General features: G+C 55.7%; 21 protein-coding genes. 17 read left to right on the plus strand and 4 right to left on the minus strand.

The window, feature by feature from the left end; genetic code table 11:
• Positions 1-18: 18 nt before the first annotated feature.
• Together kdpA and kdpF are read right to left on the minus strand one after the other, a co-directional pair.
• Complete coding sequence (gene kdpA / locus K5E19_RS07735) at positions 19-1,698, minus strand: potassium-transporting ATPase subunit KdpA (protein WP_221550683.1); 1,680 nt, start codon at positions 1,696-1,698, stop codon at positions 19-21.
• Positions 1,698-1,787 carry a K(+)-transporting ATPase subunit F gene (gene kdpF / locus K5E19_RS07740; protein ID WP_014069365.1) on the minus strand — a complete coding sequence of 30 codons (90 nt, stop codon included), beginning with the start codon at positions 1,785-1,787 and terminating at the stop codon, positions 1,698-1,700. The genes kdpA and kdpF overlap by 1 nt, the downstream gene beginning before the upstream one ends.
• A gap of 309 nt (positions 1,788-2,096) precedes the next feature.
• On the opposite strand from kdpF, the gene K5E19_RS07745 reads away from it, so the two are divergent.
• From K5E19_RS07745 to nei, 7 genes are all read left to right on the plus strand, one after another.
• The gene (locus tag K5E19_RS07745) at positions 2,097-2,303 is read left to right on the plus strand and encodes a YbfA family protein (RefSeq protein WP_028019445.1); all 207 of its coding nucleotides are present in this window, start codon (positions 2,097-2,099) and stop codon (positions 2,301-2,303) included.
• A gap of 598 nt (positions 2,304-2,901) precedes the next feature.
• On the plus strand, positions 2,902-4,314 hold the full coding sequence (phrB, locus tag K5E19_RS07750; RefSeq protein ID WP_221550684.1) for a deoxyribodipyrimidine photo-lyase: 1,413 nt from the start codon (positions 2,902-2,904) through the stop codon (positions 4,312-4,314).
• A 10-nt stretch (positions 4,315-4,324) separates the two neighbouring features.
• On the plus strand, positions 4,325-5,068 hold the full coding sequence (locus K5E19_RS07755; protein ID WP_120159168.1) for a type 2 GTP cyclohydrolase I: 744 nt from the start codon (positions 4,325-4,327) through the stop codon (positions 5,066-5,068).
• Positions 5,069-5,082: 14 nt separating this feature from the next.
• Complete coding sequence (gene pxpB / locus K5E19_RS07760) at positions 5,083-5,739, plus strand: 5-oxoprolinase subunit PxpB (RefSeq protein ID WP_221550685.1); 657 nt, start codon at positions 5,083-5,085, stop codon at positions 5,737-5,739.
• On the plus strand, positions 5,733-6,665 hold the full coding sequence (gene pxpC, locus K5E19_RS07765; protein WP_221550686.1) for a 5-oxoprolinase subunit PxpC: 933 nt from the start codon (positions 5,733-5,735) through the stop codon (positions 6,663-6,665). Before pxpB ends, pxpC begins: the two co-directional genes overlap by 7 nt.
• Entirely contained in the window at positions 6,652-7,392 is a 741-nt protein-coding gene (gene pxpA / locus K5E19_RS07770) for a 5-oxoprolinase subunit PxpA (RefSeq protein ID WP_221550687.1), read from the plus strand. The genes pxpC and pxpA overlap by 14 nt, the downstream gene beginning before the upstream one ends.
• A gap of 18 nt (positions 7,393-7,410) precedes the next feature.
• The gene (gene nei / locus K5E19_RS07775; protein WP_221550688.1) at positions 7,411-8,202 is read left to right on the plus strand and encodes an endonuclease VIII; all 792 of its coding nucleotides are present in this window, start codon (positions 7,411-7,413) and stop codon (positions 8,200-8,202) included.
• 89 nt (positions 8,203-8,291) lie between these two features.
• Here the strand turns inward: nei and K5E19_RS07780 are convergent, their stop codons facing one another.
• A complete protein-coding gene (locus K5E19_RS07780) occupies positions 8,292-9,575 on the minus strand; it encodes a citrate synthase (RefSeq protein WP_100165271.1) in 1,284 nt (427 codons plus the stop codon).
• 639 nt (positions 9,576-10,214) lie between these two features.
• On the opposite strand from K5E19_RS07780, the gene sdhC reads away from it, so the two are divergent.
• From sdhC to sucD, 8 genes are all read left to right on the plus strand, one after another.
• Complete coding sequence (sdhC, locus tag K5E19_RS07785) at positions 10,215-10,619, plus strand: succinate dehydrogenase cytochrome b556 subunit (protein WP_020684965.1); 405 nt, start codon at positions 10,215-10,217, stop codon at positions 10,617-10,619.
• Positions 10,613-10,960 carry a succinate dehydrogenase membrane anchor subunit gene (sdhD, locus tag K5E19_RS07790; protein WP_221550689.1) on the plus strand — a complete coding sequence of 116 codons (348 nt, stop codon included), beginning with the start codon at positions 10,613-10,615 and terminating at the stop codon, positions 10,958-10,960. The genes sdhC and sdhD overlap by 7 nt, the downstream gene beginning before the upstream one ends.
• Positions 10,960-12,726, plus strand: a complete 1,767-nt coding sequence (gene sdhA, locus K5E19_RS07795; RefSeq protein WP_100165270.1) for a succinate dehydrogenase flavoprotein subunit — start codon at positions 10,960-10,962, stop codon at positions 12,724-12,726. The genes sdhD and sdhA overlap by 1 nt, the downstream gene beginning before the upstream one ends.
• A gap of 15 nt (positions 12,727-12,741) precedes the next feature.
• A complete protein-coding gene (sdhB, locus tag K5E19_RS07800) occupies positions 12,742-13,458 on the plus strand; it encodes a succinate dehydrogenase iron-sulfur subunit SdhB (protein WP_182060056.1) in 717 nt (238 codons plus the stop codon).
• A gap of 344 nt (positions 13,459-13,802) precedes the next feature.
• The gene (gene sucA / locus K5E19_RS07805) at positions 13,803-16,610 is read left to right on the plus strand and encodes a 2-oxoglutarate dehydrogenase E1 component (RefSeq protein WP_089598912.1); all 2,808 of its coding nucleotides are present in this window, start codon (positions 13,803-13,805) and stop codon (positions 16,608-16,610) included.
• Between the two features lie 14 nt (positions 16,611-16,624).
• Positions 16,625-17,845 carry a 2-oxoglutarate dehydrogenase complex dihydrolipoyllysine-residue succinyltransferase gene (odhB, locus tag K5E19_RS07810; protein ID WP_089598913.1) on the plus strand — a complete coding sequence of 407 codons (1,221 nt, stop codon included), beginning with the start codon at positions 16,625-16,627 and terminating at the stop codon, positions 17,843-17,845.
• 115 nt (positions 17,846-17,960) lie between these two features.
• A complete protein-coding gene (sucC, locus tag K5E19_RS07815; protein WP_047347067.1) occupies positions 17,961-19,127 on the plus strand; it encodes an ADP-forming succinate--CoA ligase subunit beta in 1,167 nt (388 codons plus the stop codon).
• Positions 19,127-19,996 carry a succinate--CoA ligase subunit alpha gene (sucD, locus tag K5E19_RS07820; protein WP_008501094.1) on the plus strand — a complete coding sequence of 290 codons (870 nt, stop codon included), beginning with the start codon at positions 19,127-19,129 and terminating at the stop codon, positions 19,994-19,996. Before sucC ends, sucD begins: the two co-directional genes overlap by 1 nt.
• 83 nt (positions 19,997-20,079) lie before the next feature.
• Here sucD and K5E19_RS07825 read toward each other — a convergent pair whose 3' ends face one another.
• Entirely contained in the window at positions 20,080-20,796 is a 717-nt protein-coding gene (locus tag K5E19_RS07825; RefSeq protein ID WP_221550691.1) for a GntR family transcriptional regulator, read from the minus strand.
• A gap of 170 nt (positions 20,797-20,966) precedes the next feature.
• Between K5E19_RS07825 and mngA the strand changes: the two genes are divergently transcribed.
• Together mngA and mngB are read left to right on the plus strand one after the other, a co-directional pair.
• Entirely contained in the window at positions 20,967-22,874 is a 1,908-nt protein-coding gene (gene mngA / locus K5E19_RS07830; protein WP_221550693.1) for a PTS 2-O-a-mannosyl-D-glycerate transporter subunit IIABC, read from the plus strand.
• 23 nt (positions 22,875-22,897) lie between these two features.
• The gene (gene mngB / locus K5E19_RS07835) at positions 22,898-25,528 is read left to right on the plus strand and encodes a mannosylglycerate hydrolase (RefSeq protein WP_221550695.1); all 2,631 of its coding nucleotides are present in this window, start codon (positions 22,898-22,900) and stop codon (positions 25,526-25,528) included.
• The last annotated feature ends 435 nt before the right edge of the window (positions 25,529-25,963 follow it).

Consider the following 25,963-nt stretch of genomic DNA (forward strand, 5'->3'; position numbering starts at 1 on the left):
GACAAATTCTCCGCAAAATCAGCGTAAAGAGAGGGTTTCCGCGACCGGGCCTAACGCGAGGGCGGGGATAAAGGTCAGGGCTCCGACCAGCAGTACGGTACCGATCAGCAGGCCGATAAACAGCGCGCCGTGTGTCGGTAACGTACCGGAGGAGGTCGGTTGGATTTTTTTACTTACCAGCGCTCCCGCGATCGCCATCACTGGCACAATCACGCCGAAACGACCCACGAACATGCAAAACGCCAGCAGGCAGTTCCAGAAAGGTGAGTTAGCGCTCAGGCCCGCAAAGGCGCTGCCGTTGTTGTTGGCGGCAGACGAGACGGCGTAAAGCACTTCGCTAAAACCGTGAATGCCTGGGTTAAAGATGCCGCTGCGTCCGGCGTCGGTCATCAGCGCCAGCGCGGTGCCGATCAGAACGAGGGCAGGGGTGACCAGAATCGCCAGAGCGGTTAATTTCATCTCACGGACGTCGATTTTTTTACCCAGATATTCCGGAGTACGACCAATCATCAAACCGGCGATGAATACGGCGAGGAGAACGAACAGCAGCATGCCGTACAGCCCGGAGCCGACGCCGCCAAAGACCACTTCGCCAATTTGCATCAGCCACATTGGGATCATGCCGCCGAGTGCGGTAAAGGAGTCGTGCATCGCATTAACCGCCCCGCACGAAGCCGCCGTGGTGACCACCGCATACAGGCTGCTGGCGAGAATGCCAAAGCGGCTCTCTTTGCCTTCCATATTGATGTTGCTGTTGGCACCCAACTGCATGAAGTGGCTATTTCCGTTCCATTCGGCCCACATCACTAGCGCCACGCAAACCACGAAGATTAGCGACATCGCCCACAGCAGGGTGCGCCCCTGACGGCGATCGTTAACCACATCGCCAAAGGCAAAACACAGCGCGGCGGGGATCAGGAAGATCGCCAGCATTTGCACCATGTTGGTCAGCGCCGTTGGGTTTTCAAAGGGATGCGATGAGTTGGCATTGAAGAACCCGCCGCCGTTAGTACCAAGCATTTTAATCGCTTCCTGCGAGGCCACAGGACCCATCGGCAGGAGTTCTTTTGTGCCTTCCAGTGAGGTATATGGGGCATAAGGCAGCAGGTTTTGCAGGGAACCTTGCTGGATAAAGAACAGCGCGATCAACAGTGCCACAGGCACCAGAACCCACAGGATGATGCGCGTCAGATCGACCCAGGCGTTGCCTAAAGTGCCAATATTTTGACGGGCAAACGCACGCGTCAGGGCGAAGATTACCGCTATCCCGCTTGCCGCAGAGAGGAAGTTTTGCACGGTTAAGCCAGCCATCTGACTGAAATAGCTCAGCGTGGTTTCACCGGCATAAGATTGCCAGTTGGTGTTGGTCACAAAGCTTACCGCTGTGTTCAGCGCCAGATGCCAGGACAGGCCCGGCAGCTGCTGCGGATTAAGCGGCAGGCTCCCCTGCAGCATCAGCATGGCGAAGAGAACAACCAGCCCGACGATGTTTAGCAGCAGAATGGCCATCAGATACTGTCGCCAGTTCATCTCCCGATCGTCTATTCCCAGTACGCGCCAGATCCCTTTTTCAATGCTTCCCGTGCCCGGTAAGGCTACGTTGTTGAGCAGCCGTGCCAGTCCTGTTCCCAATGGCCTTGCCAGTACGAACAACACCAGTAAAAAGCTCGCGATAAGCAAAAACGCCTGAGCAGCCATCAGAATGCCTCCGCATTAATCAGGGCGTAGACCAGATAACCCAATAACAGGAACACCAGCACAATGCCGGCAATCAAACCTGCACTCACAATCCACCTCCGGGTGACATTTGTATTTGTGCTAAAGGTAGGATTTACGACGCAAAGATTTCGCAAAAATCAGGCGGGAGGGTGTAAAAAAAGTATAAAAATGGAGATACCCACAATTTAACTATTGATAAGTAAATCGTTAACTTTTTTGTAACTTAATTACGGCGTGAATGTAAATATTCACTAAATGGATAAAAATAAGTGGTCGGATGAGTAGTAAAATTACAAACAAAGCGATATTATTTTAGCCAGGTCACAGATTTTAAATTTTCCGGATGACGTTTCCGGCCAACTATAGGGGAGAAAAATATGGATCTTTATAAAGAGTTTCCGGCTCATATCGTTTTCATGCGTCGCACTTTCGCCGTAGTGGCTGGCGTGCTGGCACTGCCGGTAATGCTGTTCTGGAAAGATCGTGCACGTTTTTACAGCTATCTGCACCGCGTCTGGGCGAAAACCAGCGAGAAGCCGGTGTGGATGGATCAGGCCGAGAAAGCGACCTGCGATTTCTACTGATACGAAGACTACATACAGCAATAAAAAAACCGCCAACAGCAATGTGGCGGTTTTTTTGTCCCTCGGGATTCGCGGTCCGTTGGGTGGTCTTGCAGCCCCTACCCGGGATTTTTATCATACCCTCCTGCAAGCAGATGGCAATCCCTCGAAGCCTTTATAAAATCCTAATTTTATTTGAGTATCTTACCTTTGCAGTGGATGTTAATTATGATGCTGTGTCCCTTTCCGCCATCTCGCAAATGGGCATCGGTCCTGGGAAAGGTGTATTCACATCCGTAAAGCAGCCCGCCTACCCGGGCTTGTGTCCACCGACTTATCACCGGTGGTGAACGGTGGAGCGGTTAGCTGCAGGGACCGCATAATGAAACGCTATTTTTGCATCGCGTTCATTGTCGCCAGCGTACTCGTTGTGAAAAGTGATGAACCATCTGTGTTTGTTGCATTTACCACGATAGCGCAGGACAAGTAGCGTTAAGGCCGCCTCGGGCGGCCTTTTTTATTTCATCCCGTCTACACTTCATGGCAAAGTAGTTCAATGCATGCTTTTTCCTTTTACGGCATGCCCTTACGGACATAATGGACAATTGCCTGGAGTTTTATGCCCACCCATCTGGTTTGGTTTCGCGCGGACCTGCGCGTACATGACAACATCGCCCTTGCGGCGGCCTGCCGCGCCAAAGACGCTAAAGTACTGGCACTGTTTATGGCCACGCCCGAGCAGTGGCGGCAACACGATATGGCCCCCCGACAGGCGGCCTTGCTCCGGGCGTATCTGAACGATCTGCAGCACTCGCTTGCCGGAAAAGGCATACCGCTTCTCTATAAAGAGGTGAGTGATTTTGCCGCACAGCTTCAGACGGTGCAGGAGATCTGTAAGCAGCACGACGTCACGCATCTTTTTTACAATTATCAGTACGAATTTAACGAGCAGCAGCGGGATCGTCAGCTGGAGAACGTGCTGGAAGGGGTCGTCTGTGAAGGGTTTGACGACAGCGTGATGCTGGCACCGGGCAGCGTGATGACCGGCAACCATGAGATGTATAAAGTTTTTACGCCGTTTAAAAACGCCTTTATTAAACGTCTGAAGGAGGCGCTGCCGGAGTGCGTTGCCGCGCCTGCCGTGAGAGGCGAAGCCATAAAGGATCTGCCTGAACTGACGTTTGATTACCCTCAGCTGACGTTTGATGAAACGCTGTTCCCCGCCGATGAGAAAGCGGCTATTGCCCAACTCCGGCAGTTCTGTAAACAGAATGCGGCAGATTACGATGCGCGTCGGGATTTCCCCGCGGTTGAAGGTACCAGCCGCCTGTCGGCCTGCCTTGCGCTGGGCGCGATCTCACCGCGCCAGTGTCTGCATCGCCTGCTGGCGGAACAGCCGCAGGCGCTGGACGGTGGCGCAGGGGCTGTCTGGCTCAATGAACTTATCTGGCGCGAGTTCTATCGCCACCTGATGACGTATCACCCTGATTTATGTAAACATCGCCCATTCATTCGATGGACTGATAATGTAGGGTGGCAGTCGAATGATAAGCAGCTCAGCGCCTGGCAATCCGGACAGACGGGTTTCCCAATTGTTGATGCCGCCATGCGTCAGCTCAATGAAACCGGATGGATGCACAACCGCCTGCGGATGATTACCGCCAGCTTTCTGGTGAAAGATCTGCTTATCGACTGGCGTATCGGAGAGCGCTATTTTATTTCTCAGCTGATCGATGGCGATCTCGCGGCGAATAACGGTGGCTGGCAGTGGGCGGCCTCCACCGGCACCGATGCGGCTCCCTATTTTCGGATTTTTAATCCGACGACGCAGGGACAAAAATTTGATGCGGACGGCGAGTTTATCCGCCAGTGGGTACCTGAACTTAACGATGTCCCCGCGAAAGCGATCCACGACCCGTGGGCATGGGCGGATAAACAGGGCGTAAAGCTCGATTATCCCCGTCCGATTGTCGACCACAAACAGGCACGCGTCGCCACGCTGGCGGCGTACGAAGCCGCGCGAAAAGTATGAGAGAGCAATGATGAAAAACAGCGAACTGGAAAGCCTGATTAACGAAAAACTGAACAGCGCCTCCTTCAGCGACTACGGCCCGAACGGGCTGCAGGTGGAAGGGCGCGAAACGGTGCAGAAAATTATCACCGGCGTGACGGCGAGCCAGGCGCTGCTGGATGAAGCCGTGCGTCAGGAAGCCGATGCGGTCATCGTTCACCACGGTTATTTCTGGAAGAATGAATCCCCCATTATTCGCGGCATGAAGCGCAACCGCCTGAAAACGCTGCTGGCAAATGACATCAACCTGTACGGTTACCACCTGCCGCTGGATGCGCACCCGGAACTGGGGAACAACGTGCAGCTAGCGCAACTGCTGGGTATTACCGTGATGGGGGAAATCGAACCGCTGGTGCCGTGGGGCGAGCTGGCGATGCCGGTGCCGGGTCTGGAGCTGGCGTCGTGGATCGAAGCGCGTCTCGGACGTCGTCCGCTGTGGTGTGGCGACACGGGGCCAGATACCGTGAAGCGTGTGGCCTGGTGTACCGGGGGCGGGCAAGGCTTTATCGACAGCGCCGCGCGTTTCGGCGTCGATGCCTTTATCACGGGGGAAGTGTCTGAGCAGACGGTTCACTCCGCCCGTGAACAGGGGCTTCATTTTTACGCGGCTGGTCACCATGCAACCGAACGCGGCGGCATTCGCGCCCTCAGCGAGTGGCTGACGGAAAATACCGATCTGGATGTGACCTTTATTGATATCCCCAATCCGGCCTGATGAGAGGTGCCCGAGTGCAGAGAGCGCGTTGTTATCTTTTGGGTGAAACCGCCGTCGTACTGGAGCTTGAACCTCCGGTCACGCTCGCCACGCAAAAGCGTATCTGGCGGCTGACGCAGCGTCTGGCCGATATACCTGAAGTGGTTGAAACCATTCCGGGCATGAACAATATCACCGTCGTGCTGCGCAACCCGCACACGAAAGCACTGGATGCCATCGAACGCCTGCAGCGCTGGTGGGAAGAGAGCGAAGCGCTGGAGCCAGAATCGCGTGCCATTGAGATCCCGGTCGTCTATGGCGGCACGGGGGGGCCGGATCTTGGCGTTGTGGCAGCGCACTGCGGGTTAACGGAGAAGCAGGTGGTTGAGCTGCACAGTTCGGTTAACTACGTGGTCTGGTTTCTCGGGTTTCAGCCCGGCTTCCCGTATCTGGGCGGATTGTCTCCCCAGTTGCATACGCCACGCCGTGCCGAGCCGCGCCTGAGCGTACCGGCGGGAACGGTAGCTATCGGCGGCGAGCAAACGGGTGTCTATCCTCTGGCATCGCCCGGCGGCTGGCAGCTTATTGGGCACACGGCTACGCCGTTATTTGAACCCGGCCTGGAGACGCCAATACTCCTGCGTCCCGGCGATACCCTTCGCTTTATCCCGCAAAAGGAGGGGGTATGTTAACGCTTATTCGCGCAGGGCTTTACACCTCTGTGCAGGATGCAGGCCGCTTTGGCATGCGTCAGTCCGGCGTGAGCTATTGTGGTGCGCTGGACAGGCCATCACTGGAAATTGCCAACGTCCTGGTGGGGAACCCCGGCAGCACGGCGGCGTTAGAAATTACCCTGGGCCAGTGCGTGATTGAGTTTGGTCAGGAGACCTGGTTTGCCTTAACCGGCGCAGGCTGTGAGGCCACACTGGATGGCAAAGCGGTGTGGACGGGCTGGCGGCTGCGGGCGAAAGCCGGGCAGCGTTTGACGCTCAAACGTCCGCTACACGGTGTGCGCAGCTATCTTGCGGTGGCGGGCGGCATCGACGTGCCGGAGGTGCTTGGCTCATCCAGTACCGATCAGAAGGCGGGCATCGGCGGGCATGAAGGGCGTCTGCTGCGCGACGGCGATCGGCTGGCTATTAAACCTTCAGCGCGCCATTTCTCGACCACGCAGGGTGTGAAGCAACTGTTGTGGGGAAACCAGATCCGCGCCTTACCGGGGCCGGAATATCATGAGTTTGACGAGGCGTCTAAAGAGTCCTTCTGGCGCTCGCCGTGGAAGCTCAGCCCGCAGAGTAACCGTATGGGCTATCGCCTGCAGGGACAGCCTCTGACCCGCACGACGGACCGGGAACTGCTTTCTCACGGCCTGCTGCCGGGCGTGATACAGGTGCCGGGCAACGGTCAGCCCATCGTGTTAATGAACGACGCGCAAACTACCGGCGGTTACCCGCGCATTGCCTGCATCATTGAAGCCGATCGCTACCATCTGGCGCAAATTCCTCTTGGGCAGCCGATTCACTTCGTGCAGTGTTCGCTGGAGGAGGCGCTTAAGGCGCGGCAGGATCAGCAGCGTTACCTCGAACAGCTGGCGTGGAGGCTTGATGGTAAAGATTGATTTAAATGCCGATCTGGGGGAGGGCGGGAGCGCCGACGCAACGCTGATGACGCTGGTCACCTCGGTCAACATCGCCTGTGGCTTTCACGCGGGCGATGCGCAAACCATGCTGGAGAGCGTGCGTAATGCCATTAAAAATGGCGTCGCGATTGGCGCTCATCCGAGCTTTCCCGACCGGGAAAACTTTGGCCGCACGGCGATGGATCTGCCGCCTGAGACGGTCTACGCTCAGGTGCTCTACCAGATCGGCGCGCTGGAGGCGATGGTGCGCGCCGGGAACGGTTTGATGCGCCACGTGAAGCCGCACGGCATGCTCTATAACCAGGCGGCGAAAGCTCCGGCGCTGGCGGAGGCGATTGCCCGCGCGGTGCGGGACTGTAATCCGCAGCTGATTCTGGTTGGCCTTGCGGGCAGCGAGCTTATTCGTGCCGGACAGCGGCTGGGCCTGACCACGCGTCAGGAAGTGTTTGCCGATCGGGGATACCTGCCGGACGGCAGCCTGGTTCCACGTACGCAGGCCGGGGCGTTGATTACCGACGAAGCTAAAGCGCTGGCGCAGACGCTGGAGATGGTGCGTGCCGGGCGGGTGACCGCCGTGGACGGAACACCAGCAAACGTGCAGGCCGATACGGTCTGTTTACACGGCGACGGCGAGCATGCGCTCCAGTTCGCGCGCCGCCTGCGGGCAGCGTTCTCTGAAGAGGGCATTCTGGTCAGCGCAGAATAATCATGAAAGGACAATAACATGCCAGAAGGTCCGGAGATCCGCCGCGCGGCGGATAGCCTGGAGGCGGCGATAAAGGGCAAACCGTTGACGGATGTCTGGTTTGCTTTTCCTCAGCTAAAACCGTTTGAATCACAGCTGGTGGGGCAGACGGTGACCCATATTGAGACGCGCGGCAAGGCCTTACTCACGCACTTTTCCCATAACCTGACGTTATATAGCCATAACCAGCTTTATGGCGTCTGGCGAGTGGTGGAGGCGGACGAGCAGCCGCAAACCACCCGCGTGTTGCGCGTCAGGCTGCAAACGGCGGATAAGGCGATCCTGCTCTACAGCGCGTCGGAAATCGAAATGTTAACGCCGGAGCAGCTGCTGACGCACCCGTTTCTGCAGCGGGTCGGGCCGGATGTGCTGGACATGCGCCTGACGGCAAGCGACGTAAAGGCCCGGCTGTTATCACCTAAATTCCGTAACCGACAGTTTTCCGGCCTGTTCCTCGACCAGGCCTTTTTGGCCGGGCTGGGCAACTACCTGCGGGTAGAGATCCTCTGGGAGGTCGGGCTGGCGGCGCAGCATAAAGCGTCTCAGTTGAATGATGAACAGCTGGAGGCGCTATCCCACGCGCTGCTGGATATTCCGCGGCTGTCCTACAACACGCGCGGCGTGGTGGATGATAATAAGCATCACGGGGCGCTGTTCCGGTTCAAGGTGTTTCATCGGGCGGGGAAGAAGTGCGAGCGGTGCGGCGGGGTGATTGAGAAGGCTACGATCTCTTCCAGACCGTTTTACTGGTGTCCTCGGTGTCAGACGTAAAAAAGCCGGGTGGCGGCTACGCCTTACCCGGCCTACGTTTCGCATTTATTTGTAGGCCCGGTAAGCGTTAGCGCCACCGGGCTTGTCTTTTAGCGCTTCAGGTCAGACTTAAAATCACGCTGCTCGTAGCCGGTATACAGCTGACGAGGACGGGCGATTTTCATGCCTTCGCTGTGCATTTCGTTCCAGTGCGCAATCCAGCCTACGGTACGGGCCATGGCGAAGATTACGGTGAACATGGAAGACGGAATGCCCATCGCTTTCAGAATAATGCCAGAGTAGAAATCGACGTTCGGGTAGAGTTTCTTCTCGATGAAGTACGGGTCGTTCAGCGCGATGTGTTCCAGCTCCATCGCCACTTCCAGCAGGTCATCTTTGGTACCCAGCTCTTTCAGCACTTCGTGGCAGGTTTCACGCATCACGGTGGCGCGTGGGTCGTAGTTTTTGTAAACACGGTGACCGAAGCCCATCAGGCGGAAGGAGTCATTCTTGTCTTTCGCACGACGCACGAACTCAGGAATGTGCTCAACGGTGCTGATCTCTTCCAGCATCTTCAGCGCCGCTTCGTTCGCGCCGCCGTGCGCCGGTCCCCACAGGGAGGCGATGCCCGCAGCGATACAGGCGAACGGGTTCGCGCCTGAAGAGCCCGCGGTACGGACGGTAGAGGTAGAGGCGTTCTGTTCGTGGTCAGCGTGCAGGATCAGAATACGGTCCATCGCGCGTTCCAGCACCGGGTTCACTTCGTACTCTTCGCACGGGGTGGAGAACATCATGCGCAGGAAGTTACCCGCGTAGGAGAGGTCGTTGCGCGGATACACAAACGGCTGGCCGATAGAGTATTTGTAGCACATCGCCGCCATGGTCGGCATTTTGGACAGCAGGCGGAACGCCGCGATATCACGGTGACGCGGGTTATTCACGTCAAGGGAGTCGTGGTAGAACGCCGCCAGCGCACCGGTAATCCCGCACATCACCGCCATTGGGTGAGAGTCACGACGGAACGCATGGAACAGACGGGTAATCTGCTCATGGATCATGGTGTGACGGGTCACGGTGGTTTTGAATTCATCGTACTGCGCCTGCGTCGGTTTTTCGCCGTTCAGCAGGATGTAGCACACTTCCAGATAGTTGGATTCGGTGGCTAACTGATCGATGGGGAAGCCGCGATGGAGCAGGATACCTTCGTCACCGTCAATGTAGGTGATTTTGGATTCGCAAGATGCGGTAGAGGTAAATCCAGGGTCAAAGGTGAACACACCTTTAGAACCCAGCGTACGGATATCAATAACATCCTGACCGAGCGTGCCTTTTAGCACATCCAGTTCAATAGCAGTGTCACCACCCAGGGTGAGCTTTGCCTTTGTATCAGCCATTTACGGTCTCCTTAGCGCCTTATGCTTAAGACTGCGCTTTACCGGATTTGCTTTCAGCTGTTAATCACCGTTACCAGATTGTTATTTGGCTTACCGCTCAGCTCACGAGGACAAACCAGGGTACAGAGCTATGGCGCCTTGCAGGTAAACGAATGAAATATCAGTGAAACAACAGCAAATCAGCGTTTTTGCAGTCCGAATTATTCAAACCTGTATATCACTAATAACTGTCCTGATAACTTCGGTCAATACCATCACACTGTTACATAACTATTTGTCAGGTGAAAGAGAGACCTCATAACTTTTGCGCATTATATGCCTTTTCTGATGACGTTTGTAACAATATTGTTTAACATTTGTCAAATCAGATGATTAAAAATTAAAAAGATGTTGTTATCGTGACCCTGATCACTGTTCCAGAGAAAACCCGACAAACTGTATGTAGGTTAATTGTAATGATTTTGTGAACGGCCTATACTGCCGCCAGGTCTCCGGAACACCCTGCAATCCCGAGCCACCCAGCGTTGTAACGTGTCGTTTTAGCATCTGGAAGCAATGTTTTGCATGACGCGCAGTTATAGAAAAGGAACGCTGCTTGACCCGCATCGCAGTCCGGAGGAAGGAAACAATAAGAACAGCATGTGGGCGTTATTCATGATAAGAAATGTGAAAAAACAAAGACCTGTCAATCTGGATCTCAAAACGATCCGGTTCCCTGTAACAGCAATAGCGTCCATTCTGCACCGTGTGTCCGGTGTGATTACGTTTGTGGCGGTCGGTATTCTGCTGTGGTTGCTGGGAACCAGCCTCTCTTCTCCTGAAGGATTCCTCCAGGCCTCTGCCATCATGAACAGCTTCTTCGTGAAATTCATCATGTGGGGCATTCTGACCGCGCTGGCGTACCACGTTGTCGTGGGTGTTCGCCATATGCTGATGGACTTTGGCTACCTGGAAGAGACTTTCGAAGCCGGGAAACGCTCCGCTAACATTTCATTTGTGATCACTGTCGTGCTTTCACTTCTCGCAGGAGTTCTCGTATGGTAAGCAACGCCTCCGCATTAGGACGCAACGGCGTACATGACTTCATCCTTGTCCGTGCTACCGCCATCGTTCTCACCCTTTACATCATCTATATGATCGGTTTCTTCGCGACCAGCGGCACGCTGACGTGGGAAATCTGGAGTGGGTTCTTCGGATCCGCCTTCACCAAAGTGTTCACCCTGCTGGCGCTGTTCTCCATCCTTATTCATGCCTGGATTGGCATGTGGCAGGTGTTGACCGATTACGTAAAACCGTTAGGCGTTCGCCTTCCTCTGCAACTGGTTATTGTTGTTGCCCTGGTGGTTTACGTTATTTATGGATTCGTTGTGGTGTGGGGTGTGTAATGAAACTGCCAGTCAGAGAATTTGATGCTGTTGTGATTGGTGCCGGTGGCGCAGGTATGCGTGCCGCACTGCAAATTTCCCAGAGCGGCCAGACCTGTGCGCTGCTCTCTAAAGTTTTCCCGACCCGTTCCCACACTGTGTCTGCGCAGGGCGGTATCACCGTTGCGCTGGGTAACTCCCATGAAGATAACTGGGAATGGCACATGTATGACACGGTAAAAGGTTCCGACTACATCGGTGACCAGGATGCCATCGAATATATGTGTAAAACCGGCCCGGAAGCGATTCTGGAGCTGGACCACATGGGGCTGCCGTTCTCCCGTCTGGAAAATGGCACCATCTATCAACGTCCGTTTGGCGGCCAGTCGAAAGATTTCGGCGGTGAGCAGGCGGCACGTACTGCGGCAGCGGCTGACCGTACCGGCCACGCGCTGCTGCACACGCTCTATCAGCAAAACCTGAAAAACCACACCACCATCTTCTCCGAGTGGTATGCGCTGGATCTGGTGAAAAATGCCGATGGCGCAATCGTCGGCTGTACCGCGCTGTGCATCGAAACCGGTGAAGTGGTTTACTTCAAAGCCCGCGCTACCGTGCTGGCGACCGGCGGCGCAGGCCGTATCTATCAGTCCACCACTAACGCCCACATCAACACCGGTGACGGCGTCGGTATGGCTATCCGCGCGGGCGTGCCGGTGCAGGATATGGAAATGTGGCAGTTCCACCCAACCGGTATCGCCGGCGCGGGCGTTCTGGTAACGGAAGGCTGTCGTGGTGAAGGTGGTTACCTGCTGAACAAACACGGCGAGCGCTTCATGGAGCGTTATGCCCCGAATGCGAAAGACCTGGCGGGTCGTGACGTGGTGGCGCGTTCCATCATGATCGAAATCCGTGAAGGCCGCGGCTGTGACGGCCCATGGGGTCCACACGCGAAGCTCAAACTTGACCACCTGGGTAAAGAGGTTCTGGAATCCCGTCTGCCGGGCATCCTCGAACTCTCCCGCACCTTCGCACACGTCGACCCGGTGAAAGAGCCGATTCCGGTTATCCCAACCTGCCACTACATGATGGGCGGTATTCCGACCAAAGTGACCGGTCAGGCGCTGACCGTGAACGAGCAGGGCGAAGACGTGGTTATTCCTGGCCTGTTCGCGGTAGGCGAAATTGCCTGCGTATCCGTACACGGTGCAAACCGTCTGGGCGGCAACTCCCTGCTGGACCTGGTGGTGTTTGGTCGTGCAGTGGGTCTGCATCTGCAGGAATCCATTGCCGAGCAGGGCGCGCTGCGTGACGCGACCGACGACGAAATTGATGCCTCTCTTGCGCGCCTCAACCGCTGGAACGGTAACCGTAACGGAGAAGATCCGGTGGAAATCCGTAAAGCGCTGCAGGAATGCATGCAGCACAACTTCTCGGTATTCCGCGAAGGCGACGCGATGGCCAAAGGTCTTGAGCAGCTGAAAGCGATCCGCGAGCGTCTGAAAAATGCCCGTCTGGACGATACCTCAAGCGAGTTCAACACCCAGCGCGTTGAGTGCCTGGAGCTGGATAACCTGATGGAAACCGCTTACGCCACTGCGGTGTCGGCAAACTTCCGTACCGAAAGCCGTGGCGCGCATAGCCGCTTCGACTTCCCGGATCGTGATGACGAAAACTGGCTGTGCCATTCCCTGTATCTGCCAGAGTCGGAATCCATGACGCGTCGTAGCGTCAACATGGAACCGAAACTGCGTCCGGCGTTCCCGCCGAAGATTCGTACTTATTAATGCGGAGACAGGATAATGAAACTCGAATTCTCAGTTTATCGTTATAACCCGGATGTAGACGACGCTCCGCATATGCAGGATTACACCCTGGAAGCGGAAGAAGGTCGCGACATGATGCTGCTGGATGCCTTAATGCAGCTGAAAGAAAAAGATCCAACGCTGTCGTTCCGCCGCTCCTGCCGTGAAGGGGTCTGTGGCTCTGACGGTGTGAACATGAACGGCAAAAATGGTCTGGCCTGCATCACGCCAATTTCAGCGTTGCAGCGTCCTGGTCAGAAAATTGTTATCCGTCCTCTGCCAGGTCTGCCGGTCGTGCGTGATTTGGTGGTAGACATGGGGCAATTCTATGCACAATATGAGAAGATTAAGCCTTACTTATTGAATAATGGGCAAAATCCACCGGCTCGCGAGCACTTACAGTCTCCTGAGCAGCGTGAAAAACTCGATGGTCTGTACGAGTGTATTCTCTGCGCATGCTGTTCTACGTCCTGCCCGTCGTTCTGGTGGAACCCGGACAAGTTTATCGGCCCGGCCGGTCTGCTGGCTGCCTATCGCTTCCTGATCGATAGCCGCGACACCGAAACCGATAGCCGTCTGGAAGGACTGAGTGACGCTTTCAGCGTATTCCGCTGCCATAGCATCATGAACTGCGTCAGTGTGTGTCCTAAGGGGCTGAACCCGACGCGCGCCATCGGCCATATTAAGTCGATGCTGCTGCAGCGCAGTGCGTAAGTAGTGAGAGGGGAGCGCTGTTCCCCTCACCCTAACCCTCTCCCGAAGGGAGAGGGGACAGATTGCAGAAACCTTTAAAAACTGCCAGTTAAGTAAATAATCGAGACGTTCAGCGCGAGACAAGGCGCGGCTGAACGAATCCCCTGGAGCATAGTTAACTATGTGACTGGGGTGAGTGAAAGCCGCAACGCAGTCGCAGCCGGAACGACGAAGATTATTTAGACAGTTTCTAAAGGTTCCTTCGCGGGCCAATAAGAGCTCGCAGGTGAACCCCGGCACGTACACGTGGTGTGCGTGGTAGTTTCTACGGCGAAAGTAAGCATAAAAATGCTTAAGGGATCACGATGCAGAACGGCGCAATGAAAGCCTGGCTGGACTCTTCTTTCCTTTCTGGTGCGAACCAGAGCTGGATTGAACAGCTCTATGAAGACTTCTTAACCGATCCTGACTCAGTGGACGCAAACTGGCGTTCCATGTTCCAGGAGTTGCCTGGCACGGGAGTCAAACCGGATCAATTCCACTCTAAAACACGTGATTATTTCCGCCGTCTGGCGAAGGATGCCTCACGTTACTCTTCTGCGATTTCCGACCCTGACACCAATGCGAAGCAGGTTAAAGTCCTGCAGCTTATCAACGCTTATCGCTTCCGCGGTCACCAGCATGCGAATCTCGATCCGCTGGGACTGTGGCAGCAGGAACGTGTGGCCGATCTCGATCCGGCGTATCACGATCTGACCGAGGCCGATTTCCAGGAAAGCTTTAACGTAGGTTCCTTTGCCATCGGCAAAGACACGATGAAGCTGGGCGAACTGATTAACGCGCTCAAGCAAACCTACTGCGGCTCCATCGGTGCGGAATACATGCACATCACCTCTACCGAAGAGAAACGCTGGATCCAGCAGCGTATCGAATCCGTGGCGGGCCACGCGACATTCTCGGCTGACGAGAAAAAACGTTTCCTCAGCGAACTGACCGCAGCAGAAGGCCTTGAGCGCTATCTGGGCGCGAAATTCCCGGGCGCAAAACGCTTCTCGCTGGAAGGCGGTGACGCGTTAGTGCCAATGCTGAAAGAGCTGATTCGCCACGCGGGCAACAGCGGTACCCGCGAAGTGGTGCTGGGCATGGCGCACCGCGGTCGTCTGAACGTGCTGGTCAACGTGCTGGGTAAAAAGCCGCAGGACCTGTTCGACGAATTCGCGGGCAAACACAAAGAACACCTCGGCACCGGCGACGTGAAGTACCACATGGGCTTCTCGTCGGATATCGAAACCGAAGGCGGTCTGGTTCACCTGGCGCTGGCGTTTAACCCGTCTCACCTTGAGATTGTTAGCCCGGTGGTGATCGGTTCCGTGCGTGCGCGTCTGGATCGTCTGGACGAGCCGAGCAGCAACAAAGTTCTGCCAATCACCATTCACGGTGATGCGGCAATTACCGGTCAGGGCGTGGTTCAGGAAACCCTGAACATGTCGAAAGCGCGTGGTTACGAAGTGGGCGGTACCGTTCGCATCGTGATCAACAACCAGGTGGGCTTCACCACCTCTAACCCGCTGGACGCGCGTTCTACCCCATACTGCACCGACATCGGTAAGATGGTGCAGGCGCCAATCTTCCACGTGAATGCGGATGACCCGGAGGCGGTTGCTTTCGTCACCCGTCTGGCGCTCGACTTCCGTAACACCTTTAAACGTGACGTGCTGATCGACCTGTTCTGCTACCGCCGTCACGGCCACAACGAAGCTGACGAGCCAAGTGCAACCCAGCCGTTGATGTACCAGAAAATCAAAAAACACCCAACGCCGCGCAAAATCTATGCTGACAAGCTGGAAGCGGACAAAGTGGCGACGCTGGAAGATGCGACCGAGCTGGTCAATCTTTACCGCGACGCGCTGGATGCGGGTGAATGCGTAGTGAAAGAGCTGCGCCCAATGAACATGCACTCCTTTACCTGGTCGCCGTACCTCAACCACGAGTGGGATGAGAGCTACCCGAACAAGGTCGAGATGAAGCGCCTGCAGGAACTGGCTAAACGCATCAGCACCGTACCGGACGCTATCGAAATGCAGTCTCGCGTAGCGAAAATCTACGGTGACCGTCAGGCCATGGCGGCAGGCGAGAAGCTGTTCGACTGGGGTGGTGCTGAAACCCTGGCCTACGCAACGCTGGTTGACGAAGGTATTCCTGTTCGTCTGTCCGGTGAAGATGCGGGCCGTGGTACCTTCTTCCACCGCCACGCGGTGGTTCACAACCAGTCCAACGGTTCAACCTACACTCCGCTGCAGCACGTGCACAACGGTCAGGGCCAGTTCAAGGTCTGGGACTCCGTGCTGTCTGAAGAAGCGGTACTGGCCTTCGAATACGGCTACGCCACCGCAGAACCACGCACCCTGACCATCTGGGAAGCCCAGTTCGGTGACTTCGCCAACGGTGCGCAGGTGGTTATCGACCAGTTCATCTCCTCCGGCGAGCAGAAGTGGGGCCGCATGTGTGGTCTGGTGATGCTCCTGCCGCACGGCTATGAAGGGCAGGGGCCGGAGCACTCCTCCGCGCGTCTGGAACGCTATCTGCAGCTCTGCGCCGAGCAGAACATGCAGGTTTGCGTGCCGTCTACCCCGGCTCAGGTGTACCACATGCTGCGTCGTCAGGCGCTGCGCGGTATGCGCCGTCCGCTGGTGGTGATGTCACCAAAATCTCTGCTGCGTCATCCGCTGGCTGTTTCAAGCCTGGATGAACTGGCCAACGGCACCTTCCTGCCTGCCATCGGCGAGATTGACGAACTGGATCCGAAGGGCGTGAAGCGTGTCGTGATGTGTTCTGGTAAGGTTTATTACGACCTGCTGGAACAGCGCCGCAAGAACGATCAGAAAGATGTCGCCATCGTGCGTATCGAGCAGCTTTATCCGTTCCCGCATCAGGCGATGCAGGACGTGCTGAAACAATATGCTCACGTACATGATTTTGTCTGGTGCCAGGAAGAGCCGCTTAACCAGGGCGCATGGTACTGCAGCCAGCATCATTTCCGTGAAGTGATTCCATTTGGGTCTGCTCTGCGTTATGCAGGTCGCCCGGCCTCCGCCTCTCCGGCGGTAGGGTATATGTCCGTTCACCAGAAGCAGCAACAAGATCTGGTCAATGACGCGCTGAACGTCGATTAATTAAAGGATACATAATGAGTAGCGTAGATATTCTTGTTCCCGACCTGCCTGAGTCCGTAGCAGATGCGACCGTCGCCACCTGGCACAAAAAACCGGGCGATGCCGTTAAGCGCGATGAAGTGCTGGTAGAAATCGAAACTGACAAAGTGGTACTGGAAGTACCGGCTTCGGCGGATGGCGTTCTGGACGCGGTGCTGGAAGATGAAGGTACCACCGTTACCTCTCGTCAGATCTTGGGTCGCCTGCGTGAAGGCAACAGCGCGGGCAAAGAGTCCAGCGCCAAGTCTGATGAGAAAGCCTCTACCCCAGCGCAGCGCCAGCAGGCGTCTCTGGAAGAGCAAACCAACGACGCACTGAGCCCGGCGATCCGCCGTCTGCTGGCTGAGCACAACCTGGACGCGGCAGCCATTAAAGGCACCGGTGTGGGCGGTCGTCTGACGCGCGAAGATATCGAGAAGCACCTGGCGAAAGCGCCTGCGAAAGCAGAAGCCAAAGCCCCTGCGGCAGCACCGGCAGCGCAGCCTGCTCTGGGCGCACGCAGCGAAAAACGCGTGCCGATGACTCGCCTGCGTAAGCGTGTGGCCGAGCGTCTGCTGGAAGCGAAAAACTCCACCGCGATGCTGACCACCTTCAACGAAGTGAACATGAAGCCAATCATGGACCTGCGTAAGCAGTACGGTGACGCGTTTGAAAAACGTCACGGTATCCGTCTGGGCTTTATGTCCTTCTACGTGAAAGCGGTTGTTGAAGCGCTGAAACGCTACCCGGAAGTGAACGCGTCTATTGACGGCGATGACGTGGTTTACCACAACTACTTCGACGTCAGCATGGCGGTTTCTACCCCGCGTGGCCTGGTGACCCCGGTTCTGCGTGACGTAGACACCCTGGGCATGGCTGACATCGAGAAAAACATCAAAGAACTGGCTGTGAAAGGCCGCGACGGCAAGCTGACCGTAGACGACCTGACCGGCGGTAACTTCACCATTACCAACGGCGGCGTATTCGGTTCGCTGATGTCTACCCCGATCATTAACCCGCCGCAGAGCGCGATCCTGGGTATGCATGCCATTAAAGATCGCCCGATGGCGGTAGACGGTAAAGTTGAGATCCTGCCAATGATGTATCTGGCGCTCTCTTACGATCACCGCCTGATCGACGGCCGCGAGTCCGTGGGCTTCCTGGTCGCGATTAAAGAGCTGCTGGAAGATCCAACGCGTCTGCTGCTGGACGTCTAGTAACGTTTTAGCGTCACCTGCCCTGTAGGCCGGATAAGCGTAGCGCCATCCGGCACACACCGCGCCGGTCTACAGGTTTGAAGATAACGATTACCCTGAAGGATGGATAGAACACATGAACTTACATGAATATCAGGCCAAACAGCTGTTTGCCCGGTATGGCTTACCGGCTCCGGTGGGTTATGCCTGTACTACCCCGCGTGAAGCAGAAGAAGCTGCATCTAAAATCGGTGCCGGCCCGTGGGTAGTTAAGTGTCAGGTTCACGCTGGTGGCCGTGGTAAAGCGGGCGGTGTGAAGGTTGTTAAGAGCAAAGAAGAGATTCGTGCGTTTGCTGAACATTGGCTCGGTAAGCGTCTGGTAACCTACCAGACAGATGCAAACGGCCAGCCGGTTAACCAGATCCTGGTGGAAGCGGCAACCGACATCGCAAAAGAACTGTACCTGGGCGCGGTTGTTGACCGTAGCTCCCGTCGCGTGGTGTTCATGGCGTCTACCGAAGGCGGCGTGGAAATCGAAAAAGTGGCGGAAGAGACCCCGCACCTGATCCACAAAGTGGCAATCGATCCGCTGGCGGGCCCAATGCCTTACCAGGGTCGTGAGCTGGCGTTCAAACTGGGTCTGGAAGGCAAGCTGGTACAGCAGTTCACCAAGATCTTCATGGGCCTGGCGAACATCTTCCTGGAGCGCGATCTGGCGCTGATCGAGATCAACCCGCTGGTGATCACCACCCAGGGCGACCTGATCTGCCTCGACGGCAAGCTGGGCGCTGACGGCAACGCGCTGTTCCGCCAGTCCGATCTGCGTGAAATGCGCGACCAGTCTCAGGAAGACCCGCGTGAAGCGCAGGCTGCACAGTGGGAACTGAACTACGTGGCGCTGGATGGCAACATCGGCTGCATGGTTAACGGCGCGGGCCTGGCAATGGGTACCATGGACATCGTTAAGCTGCACGGCGGTGAGCCAGCAAACTTCCTCGACGTAGGCGGTGGCGCAACCAAAGAGCGCGTAACTGAAGCGTTCAAAATCATCCTCTCTGACGACAACGTAAAAGCTGTTCTGGTGAACATCTTCGGCGGCATCGTCCGTTGCGACCTGATTGCCGACGGCATCATCGGTGCGGTAGAAGAAGTGGGTGTTAACGTTCCGGTGGTTGTGCGTCTGGAAGGTAACAACGCTGAACTCGGCGCGAAAAAACTGGCTGACAGCGGCCTGAATATTATTGCAGCGAAAAGTCTGACGGATGCAGCTCAGCAGGTTGTTGCCGCAGTGGAGGGGAAATAATGTCAGTTTTAATTAATAAAGATACCAAGGTTATCTGCCAGGGCTTCACCGGTAGCCAGGGGACATTCCACTCCGAACAGGCGATTGCCTACGGTACGCAGATGGTTGGCGGCGTAACGCCAGGTAAAGGCGGCACCACGCACCTGGGCCTGCCGGTGTTCAACACCGTGCGTGAAGCGGTAGAAGCGACGGGCGCAACCGCGACCGTGATCTACGTTCCAGCGCCGTTCTGCAAAGACTCCATTCTGGAAGCGATCGACGCAGGCATCAAACTGATCATCACCATTACCGAAGGTATCCCGACGCTGGATATGCTGACCGTGAAGGTGAAGCTGGATGAAGCAGGCGTGCGCATGATCGGCCCGAACTGCCCAGGTGTTATCACCCCGGGCGAGTGCAAAATCGGCATCATGCCGGGCCATATTCACAAGCCGGGTAAAGTGGGCATCGTGTCCCGTTCCGGTACCCTGACCTATGAAGCCGTTAAGCAGACCACCGACTACGGTTTCGGCCAGTCCACCTGTGTGGGCATCGGCGGTGACCCGATCCCGGGCTCTAACTTCATCGACATCCTGAAGCTGTTCCAGGAAGATCCGCAGACCGAAGCGATTGTCATGATCGGTGAGATCGGCGGTAGCGCGGAAGAAGAAGCGGCTGCTTATATCAAAGAGCACGTGACCAAGCCGGTTGTGGGCTATATCGCAGGTGTGACCGCGCCGAAAGGCAAGCGTATGGGTCACGCAGGCGCGATCATCGCCGGTGGTAAAGGTACGGCTGATGAGAAATTCGCAGCGCTGGAAGCCGCAGGCGTGAAAACCGTTCGCAGCCTGGCGGATATCGGCGAAGCACTGAAATCCATCATTAAGTAAGTCCTCTCTGCGCCCTGGATGGGGCGCGTTGAAATAAAAAAATGTCCGTTTCGACATGGTTGGCCGCTGTAAAGCGGCCTTTTTTATTGCCTGCGTTTGGCAACGAGAGTGAACTTGTAATCGTCGGTATTGAACACGTTGCGGCTGTATTCAAATACCCGTCCGTCCTTCAGAAACCCGCGGGAGACTTTTTCCAGGATCGGTTTCGCCGGATCGAGCGACAGCGCGGCAATCGCCTCTTCTGATGGCATGATCGGCACCAGCTCCTGCTCGCTGCGATCGATAACCAGCTTCTTGATCTGCTCAACGTAGTGGTATTTCGAATTCTCCATCACTTCCCAGGTGAGGTCGGGGAACATCGCCAGCGGCATCCACGTTTCTTCCAGATTCACCGGTTTTTGTTTGATAAAGCGGACGCGTTTGACGTGCCAGACTTTATCTTCCGGGTTGATTGCCAGCCTTGCTGCGAGCCTTTCATCGGCTTTCACCACTTCGAAGACGCTGACGTCGCTGTGCGTGTCGACGTTTCGGTCGGCCAGCTTTTCGTAAAAGCCGGTGAGCTGGTAAATGTCGTAGTTAACGCGCTCTTCTTTTACGTAGGTGCCGCTGCCCTGAATGCTCTCGACGATCTGCTCTTCCGTAAGCAGCTTCAGCGCCTGTCTCACCGTTACACGGCTAACGTTGAACGCCTCCTGAAGGCTGGATTCCGTCGGTAGCGCATCGCCGGGTTTTAACTCACCGGCATTGATTTTCTCGCGAAGCGCATCGGCTATCTGCCGGTACATCGGTTTGTTACCCATAGAATCTGCCTTTCTAATACCTTTTCACGGAATTATGCCTTCAGCGTAAAATTTGTAAACAATACAATTTAGATACAAATTTACATTGTTAGTGAAAATGATCACATAAATGTATTGTATTGCCTGCCACAATTGCCGCCAGACAATAACAACTTACGTGTGAGGATCTTATGAACCTGACGACTCTGACCCACTCCAGTGCTGTCTGCGTGCAGGCGCACTATGCCAGTCGTGATGAGGCAATTCGCCAGCTTACGATGCGGCTGGTGGCGCTGGGTAACATCACAGACGGCGATGCATTTTTAACGGAAGTTTTCCACCGTGAATCTCTCGGGCCTACCGCGCTGGGCGAAGGGCTGGCTGTCCCGCATGGTAAATCGACCGTAGTGAAAGAAGCGGCTTTTGCGGTGGCCACATTGAGCAAACCGCTGGAGTGGGAGGGCGTGGACGGCCCGGAAAATGTTGAACTCATTTTCCTGCTTGCCATTCCACCTGCCGAAGCAGGATCCACGCATATTCAGATATTAACAGAGCTGACGTCTCGCCTGGCGGATGACGCCCTTCGGGCACGCGTGATGGCGGCAACCACAGCGGAGGGGCTGCTTGCTGCGCTGGAGGATGCGCCCCAGCAGGAAGAGGTTACCGTCCTGGTGAATGCGCCAACGGTTGTCTGCGTCACCGCCTGTCCGGCCGGAATTGCCCATACCTATATGGCAGCTGAGTACCTGGAAAAAGCGGGACGTAAGCTGGGCATCAACGTTGTGGTCGAAAAGCAGGGGGCGAATGGCATTGAGGGGCGCATCACCGCGCAGCAGTTGCAGGAGGCCAAAGCGTGCATCTTTGCGGCAGAAGTGGCGATCAAAGAGAGCGAGCGATTCGAGGGCATTCCAACACTTTCGGTACCGGTTGCGGAACCGCTGCGCCATGCCGAAGCGTTAATTGAGCGTGCACTGGCATTACCGTCTTCGTCTGAAGCGCAGCCCGGACAGGCAGAAAAAAAGAGCGTTAAAACTGAGCTAAAGCAGGCGCTCCTTAGCGGTATCTCCTTTGCGGTGCCGCTGATCGTCGCCGGCGGGACGGTGCTCGCCGTGTCGGTACTGCTGGCGCAAATCCTCGGCCTGCAGCATCTGTTCGACCAGGAAAATTCATGGCTGTGGATGTACCGCAAGCTTGGCGGCGGCATGCTCGGCATTCTGATGGTCCCCGTTCTGGCGGCCTATACCGCTTACTCGCTGGCGGATAAACCCGCGCTGACCCCGGGCTTTGCGGCCGGTCTTGCGGCCAATATGATCGGCTCCGGTTTTCTGGGGGCTATCATCGGCGGGCTGATCGCGGGTTACCTGATGCGCTGGGTGAAAAATCACATTCGCCTGAGTAGCCGCTTCAACGGCTTTTTAACCTTTTATCTCTATCCGGTTATTGGTGTGCTGGGGGCGGGCAGCCTGATGCTGTTCGTGGTCGGTGAGCCGGTGGCCTGGCTTAATACTACGCTCACTGCCTGGCTTAACGGTTTGTCCGGTGCGAATGCGCTGCTTCTGGGGGCGATCCTCGGCTTTATGTGCTCATTCGATTTGGGTGGCCCGGTCAATAAAGCCTCTTACGCTTTCTGTCTGGGAGCGATGGCTAACGGGGTATACGGTCCCTATGCCATCTTTGCCTCCGTCAAAATGGTGTCGGCCTTCACCGTTACGGCGTCAACGTTGCTGGCACCGAAACTGTTTAAACCGTTTGAAATTGAAACCGGTAAATCCACCTGGCTGCTTGGACTCGCGGGCATCACCGAAGGGGCGATTCCGATGGCGATTGAAGATCCGCTTCGCGTCATTGGTTCATTCGTGCTCGGCTCTATGGTAACAGGCGCGATTGTCGGCGCGATGGGGATCGGGTTGTCCACGCCGGGGGCCGGTATTTTCTCTCTCTTTTTACTTCACGATGCCGGGTTGAGCGGTGTGGTTGCGGCGGCGGGCTGGTTTGGCGCGGCGCTGGTGGGAACCGCTATCTCCACCTTCATTCTGCTGCTCTGGCGACGCCAGGCGGTGAAAAAGGGCAATTACGTCACTGAAGACGCCATACCGTAACAACGCACAAACAGGAAACGAAGATGAAAGCTGTATCTCGCGTTCATATCACGCCGCATATGCACTGGGACCGTGAGTGGTACTTCACCACCGAAGAGTCGCGTATTCTTCTGGTCAATAATATGGAAGAGATCCTGACCCGTCTGGAGCAGGATGACGAGTATAAATATTATGTCCTCGATGGACAGACGGCGGTGCTGGAGGATTATTTTGCCGTCGTGCCTGAAAACCGCTCGCGGGTGAAAGCGCTTGTAGAGCGCGGAAAGCTGATTATCGGCCCCTGGTATACCCAGACCGATACCACGATTGTGAGCGGCGAGTCGATTGTCCGCAACCTGATGTACGGTATGCGTGACTGTATGGCGTTCGGCGAGCCGATGAAGATCGGCTATCTGCCGGATTCGTTTGGTATGTCCGGCCAGCTTCCGCATATCTATAACGGGTTTGGCATTACCCGCACGATGTTCTGGCGCGGCTGCTCGGAACGACACGGGACCGACAAAACCGAGTTTCTGTGGCAGAGCCAGGACGGCAGTGAAGTGACGGCGCAGGTACTGCCGCTGGGCTACGCGATTGGTAAGTACTTACCGGAGGACGAAGCAGGGCTGCGAAAACGGCTCGACAGCTATTTCGAGGTCCTGGAAAACGCCTCCGTCACCAAAGAGATTTTGCTGCCCAACGGCCACGATCAGATGCCGCTGCAGCAGAACATTTTCGCGGTGATGGATAAGCTTCGTGAAATCTATCCCCAGCGTCAATTTGTGATGAGTCGGTTCGAAGAGGTGTTTGATTATATCGACGCGCACCGCGATGAGCTGGCGACGCTAAAAGGGGAGTTTATCGACGGGAAATACATGCGCGTTCACCGGACCATCGGCTCCACGCGCATGGACATTAAAATCGCCCACGCGCGTATCGAGAACAAAATTGTCAATATCCTCGAGCCGCTGGCAGCGCTTGCCTGGACGCTGGGCTTCGACTACCACCACGGCCTGCTGGAGAAGATGTGGAAAGAGATCCTCAAGAACCACGCTCACGACAGCATCGGTTGCTGCTGCAGCGATAAGGTGCACCGCGAGATTGTCTCCCGCTTTGAGCTGGCGGAGGACATGGCTGACAACCTGGTGCGTTTCTACATGCGCAAGATTGTCGACAACATGCCGCAAAGCGACGCCGATAAGCTGGTGATGTTCAACCTGATGCCCTGGCCGCGCGAAGAGGTGATGAACACCACGATTCGGCTACGGGCCAGCCAGTTCAGACTGCGGGATGAAAAAGGCAACGAGATCCCCTATTTCATTCGCAGTGCGCGCGAACTCGACCCTGGTCTTATTGACCGGCAGATTGTCCATTACGGCAATTACGAGCCGTTTATGGAGTTTGATATTCAGCTCAGCCAGATACTGCCGTCGATGGGCTACCGTACGCTGTATATCGAACCGAACGTGGCCGGGAAGGTGCTCCCGGCGGTGAAAAACACCGAATCCCTGCTTGAAAATGCCTTCTGGCAGATTGATTTAAATGGCGACGGCACGCTGCGCCTGCGCGACAAAGAGACCGGGCTTATTTATGACCGCGTACTGGAAATCGAAGAGAGTTCGGACGATGGCGATGAGTACGACTATTCGCCTTCCCGGGAAGAGTGGAGACTCACTTCAGCTCAGGGCGAACATGAGGTTGAGGTCACGCACGAAGGCTGGCAGAGCAGGGCGGCTATCCGCCATCGGATCGCCGTTCCGGCAAATCTGGCCGAACGCGCGGCGCGCCAGCGAAACGGCTCACTCAACGTGGAGTTTGACGTCACGCTTAGCCATAACAGCAGGCGTATTGATGTGGCCGTGCGTCTGGATAACCAGGCTGACGACCACCGCGTGCGCGTGCTGATCCCTACGCCGTTTATGACAGAGGAAGTGTTAGCGGATACGCAGTTTGGCTCGCTCACTCGCCCGGTGCAGGACGCGGCGATGGCGACCTGGCATGAGGAGGGCTGGAAAGAAGCGCCGGTTCCCGTCTGGAATTTACTCAACTATGCCGTCCTGCAGGAAAAGCGCAACGGACTGGCGCTCTTCACCGAGGGACTGCGTGAGTTTGAAGTGGTGGGCGATGACAAAAAAGCATTCGCCTTAACCTTGCTGCGCGGCGTGGGGCTGCTCGGGAAAGAAGATTTGCTGTTGCGTCCAGGCAGGCCTTCGGGGATCAAAATGCCTGTTCCTGACTCTCAGGTGCGCGGGCCGTTAGCCTGTCGCTTTAGCCTCTTCAGCTTCAGCGGTACGCCAGAAAACGCGGGCGTCGCACAGCAGGCTAAATCGTGGTTAACGCCGGTGCAGTGCTACAACAAAATTCCCTGGGATGCGATGAAGCTGAATCGCGCGTCGTTTATCACGCCGGAAAGTTACAGTCTGTTAGCGCTTTCACCAACGGGATGCGTGCTCAGTACGCTCAAAAAGGCTGAAGATCGTGATGAGCTCATTCTCCGCCTGTTCAACCCTTCGGCGTCCAGCGCATGTGACACAACGGTGTCTATGAATCCGGCGGTGAAACGGTGGCGCGAAACGGACATGAATGAACGGATAATGGATCGGAGTGAAGAAGAGGGCATTGTCGGGGCATTCAGGCCGGGGCAGTCGCGCACCTTTAGCATTCTTATCGCCTGAGCACTGTGATACGAAAAAAGGCTGCAGTCAGGGCAGCCTTTTTTTCATTAAATAGTCACACAGCGGTGTTAACTTATGAGGCATTAAAAGTAAATTAAATGTAATTTCGAAGGGTTGCATAAATGCAATGGAAAAATAACCTGGCCCGACTACGCTTTATTGTTTGTCCCTCATTGAAATGTCGCTTTCTTCCGCGTTAATTAAAATCACTTCTGTTTATATTTTTTCCCGTCTTCGATAACCAATCTCATCTTTGCATGCACATATCATTAACATGGTTTTTACCATTCTCACCATGATTAAACATGGTTAACATCACTGATTGTTTTTGATTTAAATCAAAGTTTAATCCTTGGAAAAACCCATCAAAAGGCGCTAAATTGTCCCGGATCAAAATGGCCGAAAAGTGGTAATTTTGCTATAAATTGATCGTCG

Origin of the sequence: Enterobacter sp. RIT637, assembly GCF_019718755.1 — a bacterium.
Taxonomy (GTDB): Bacteria; Pseudomonadota; Gammaproteobacteria; order Enterobacterales; family Enterobacteriaceae; genus Enterobacter.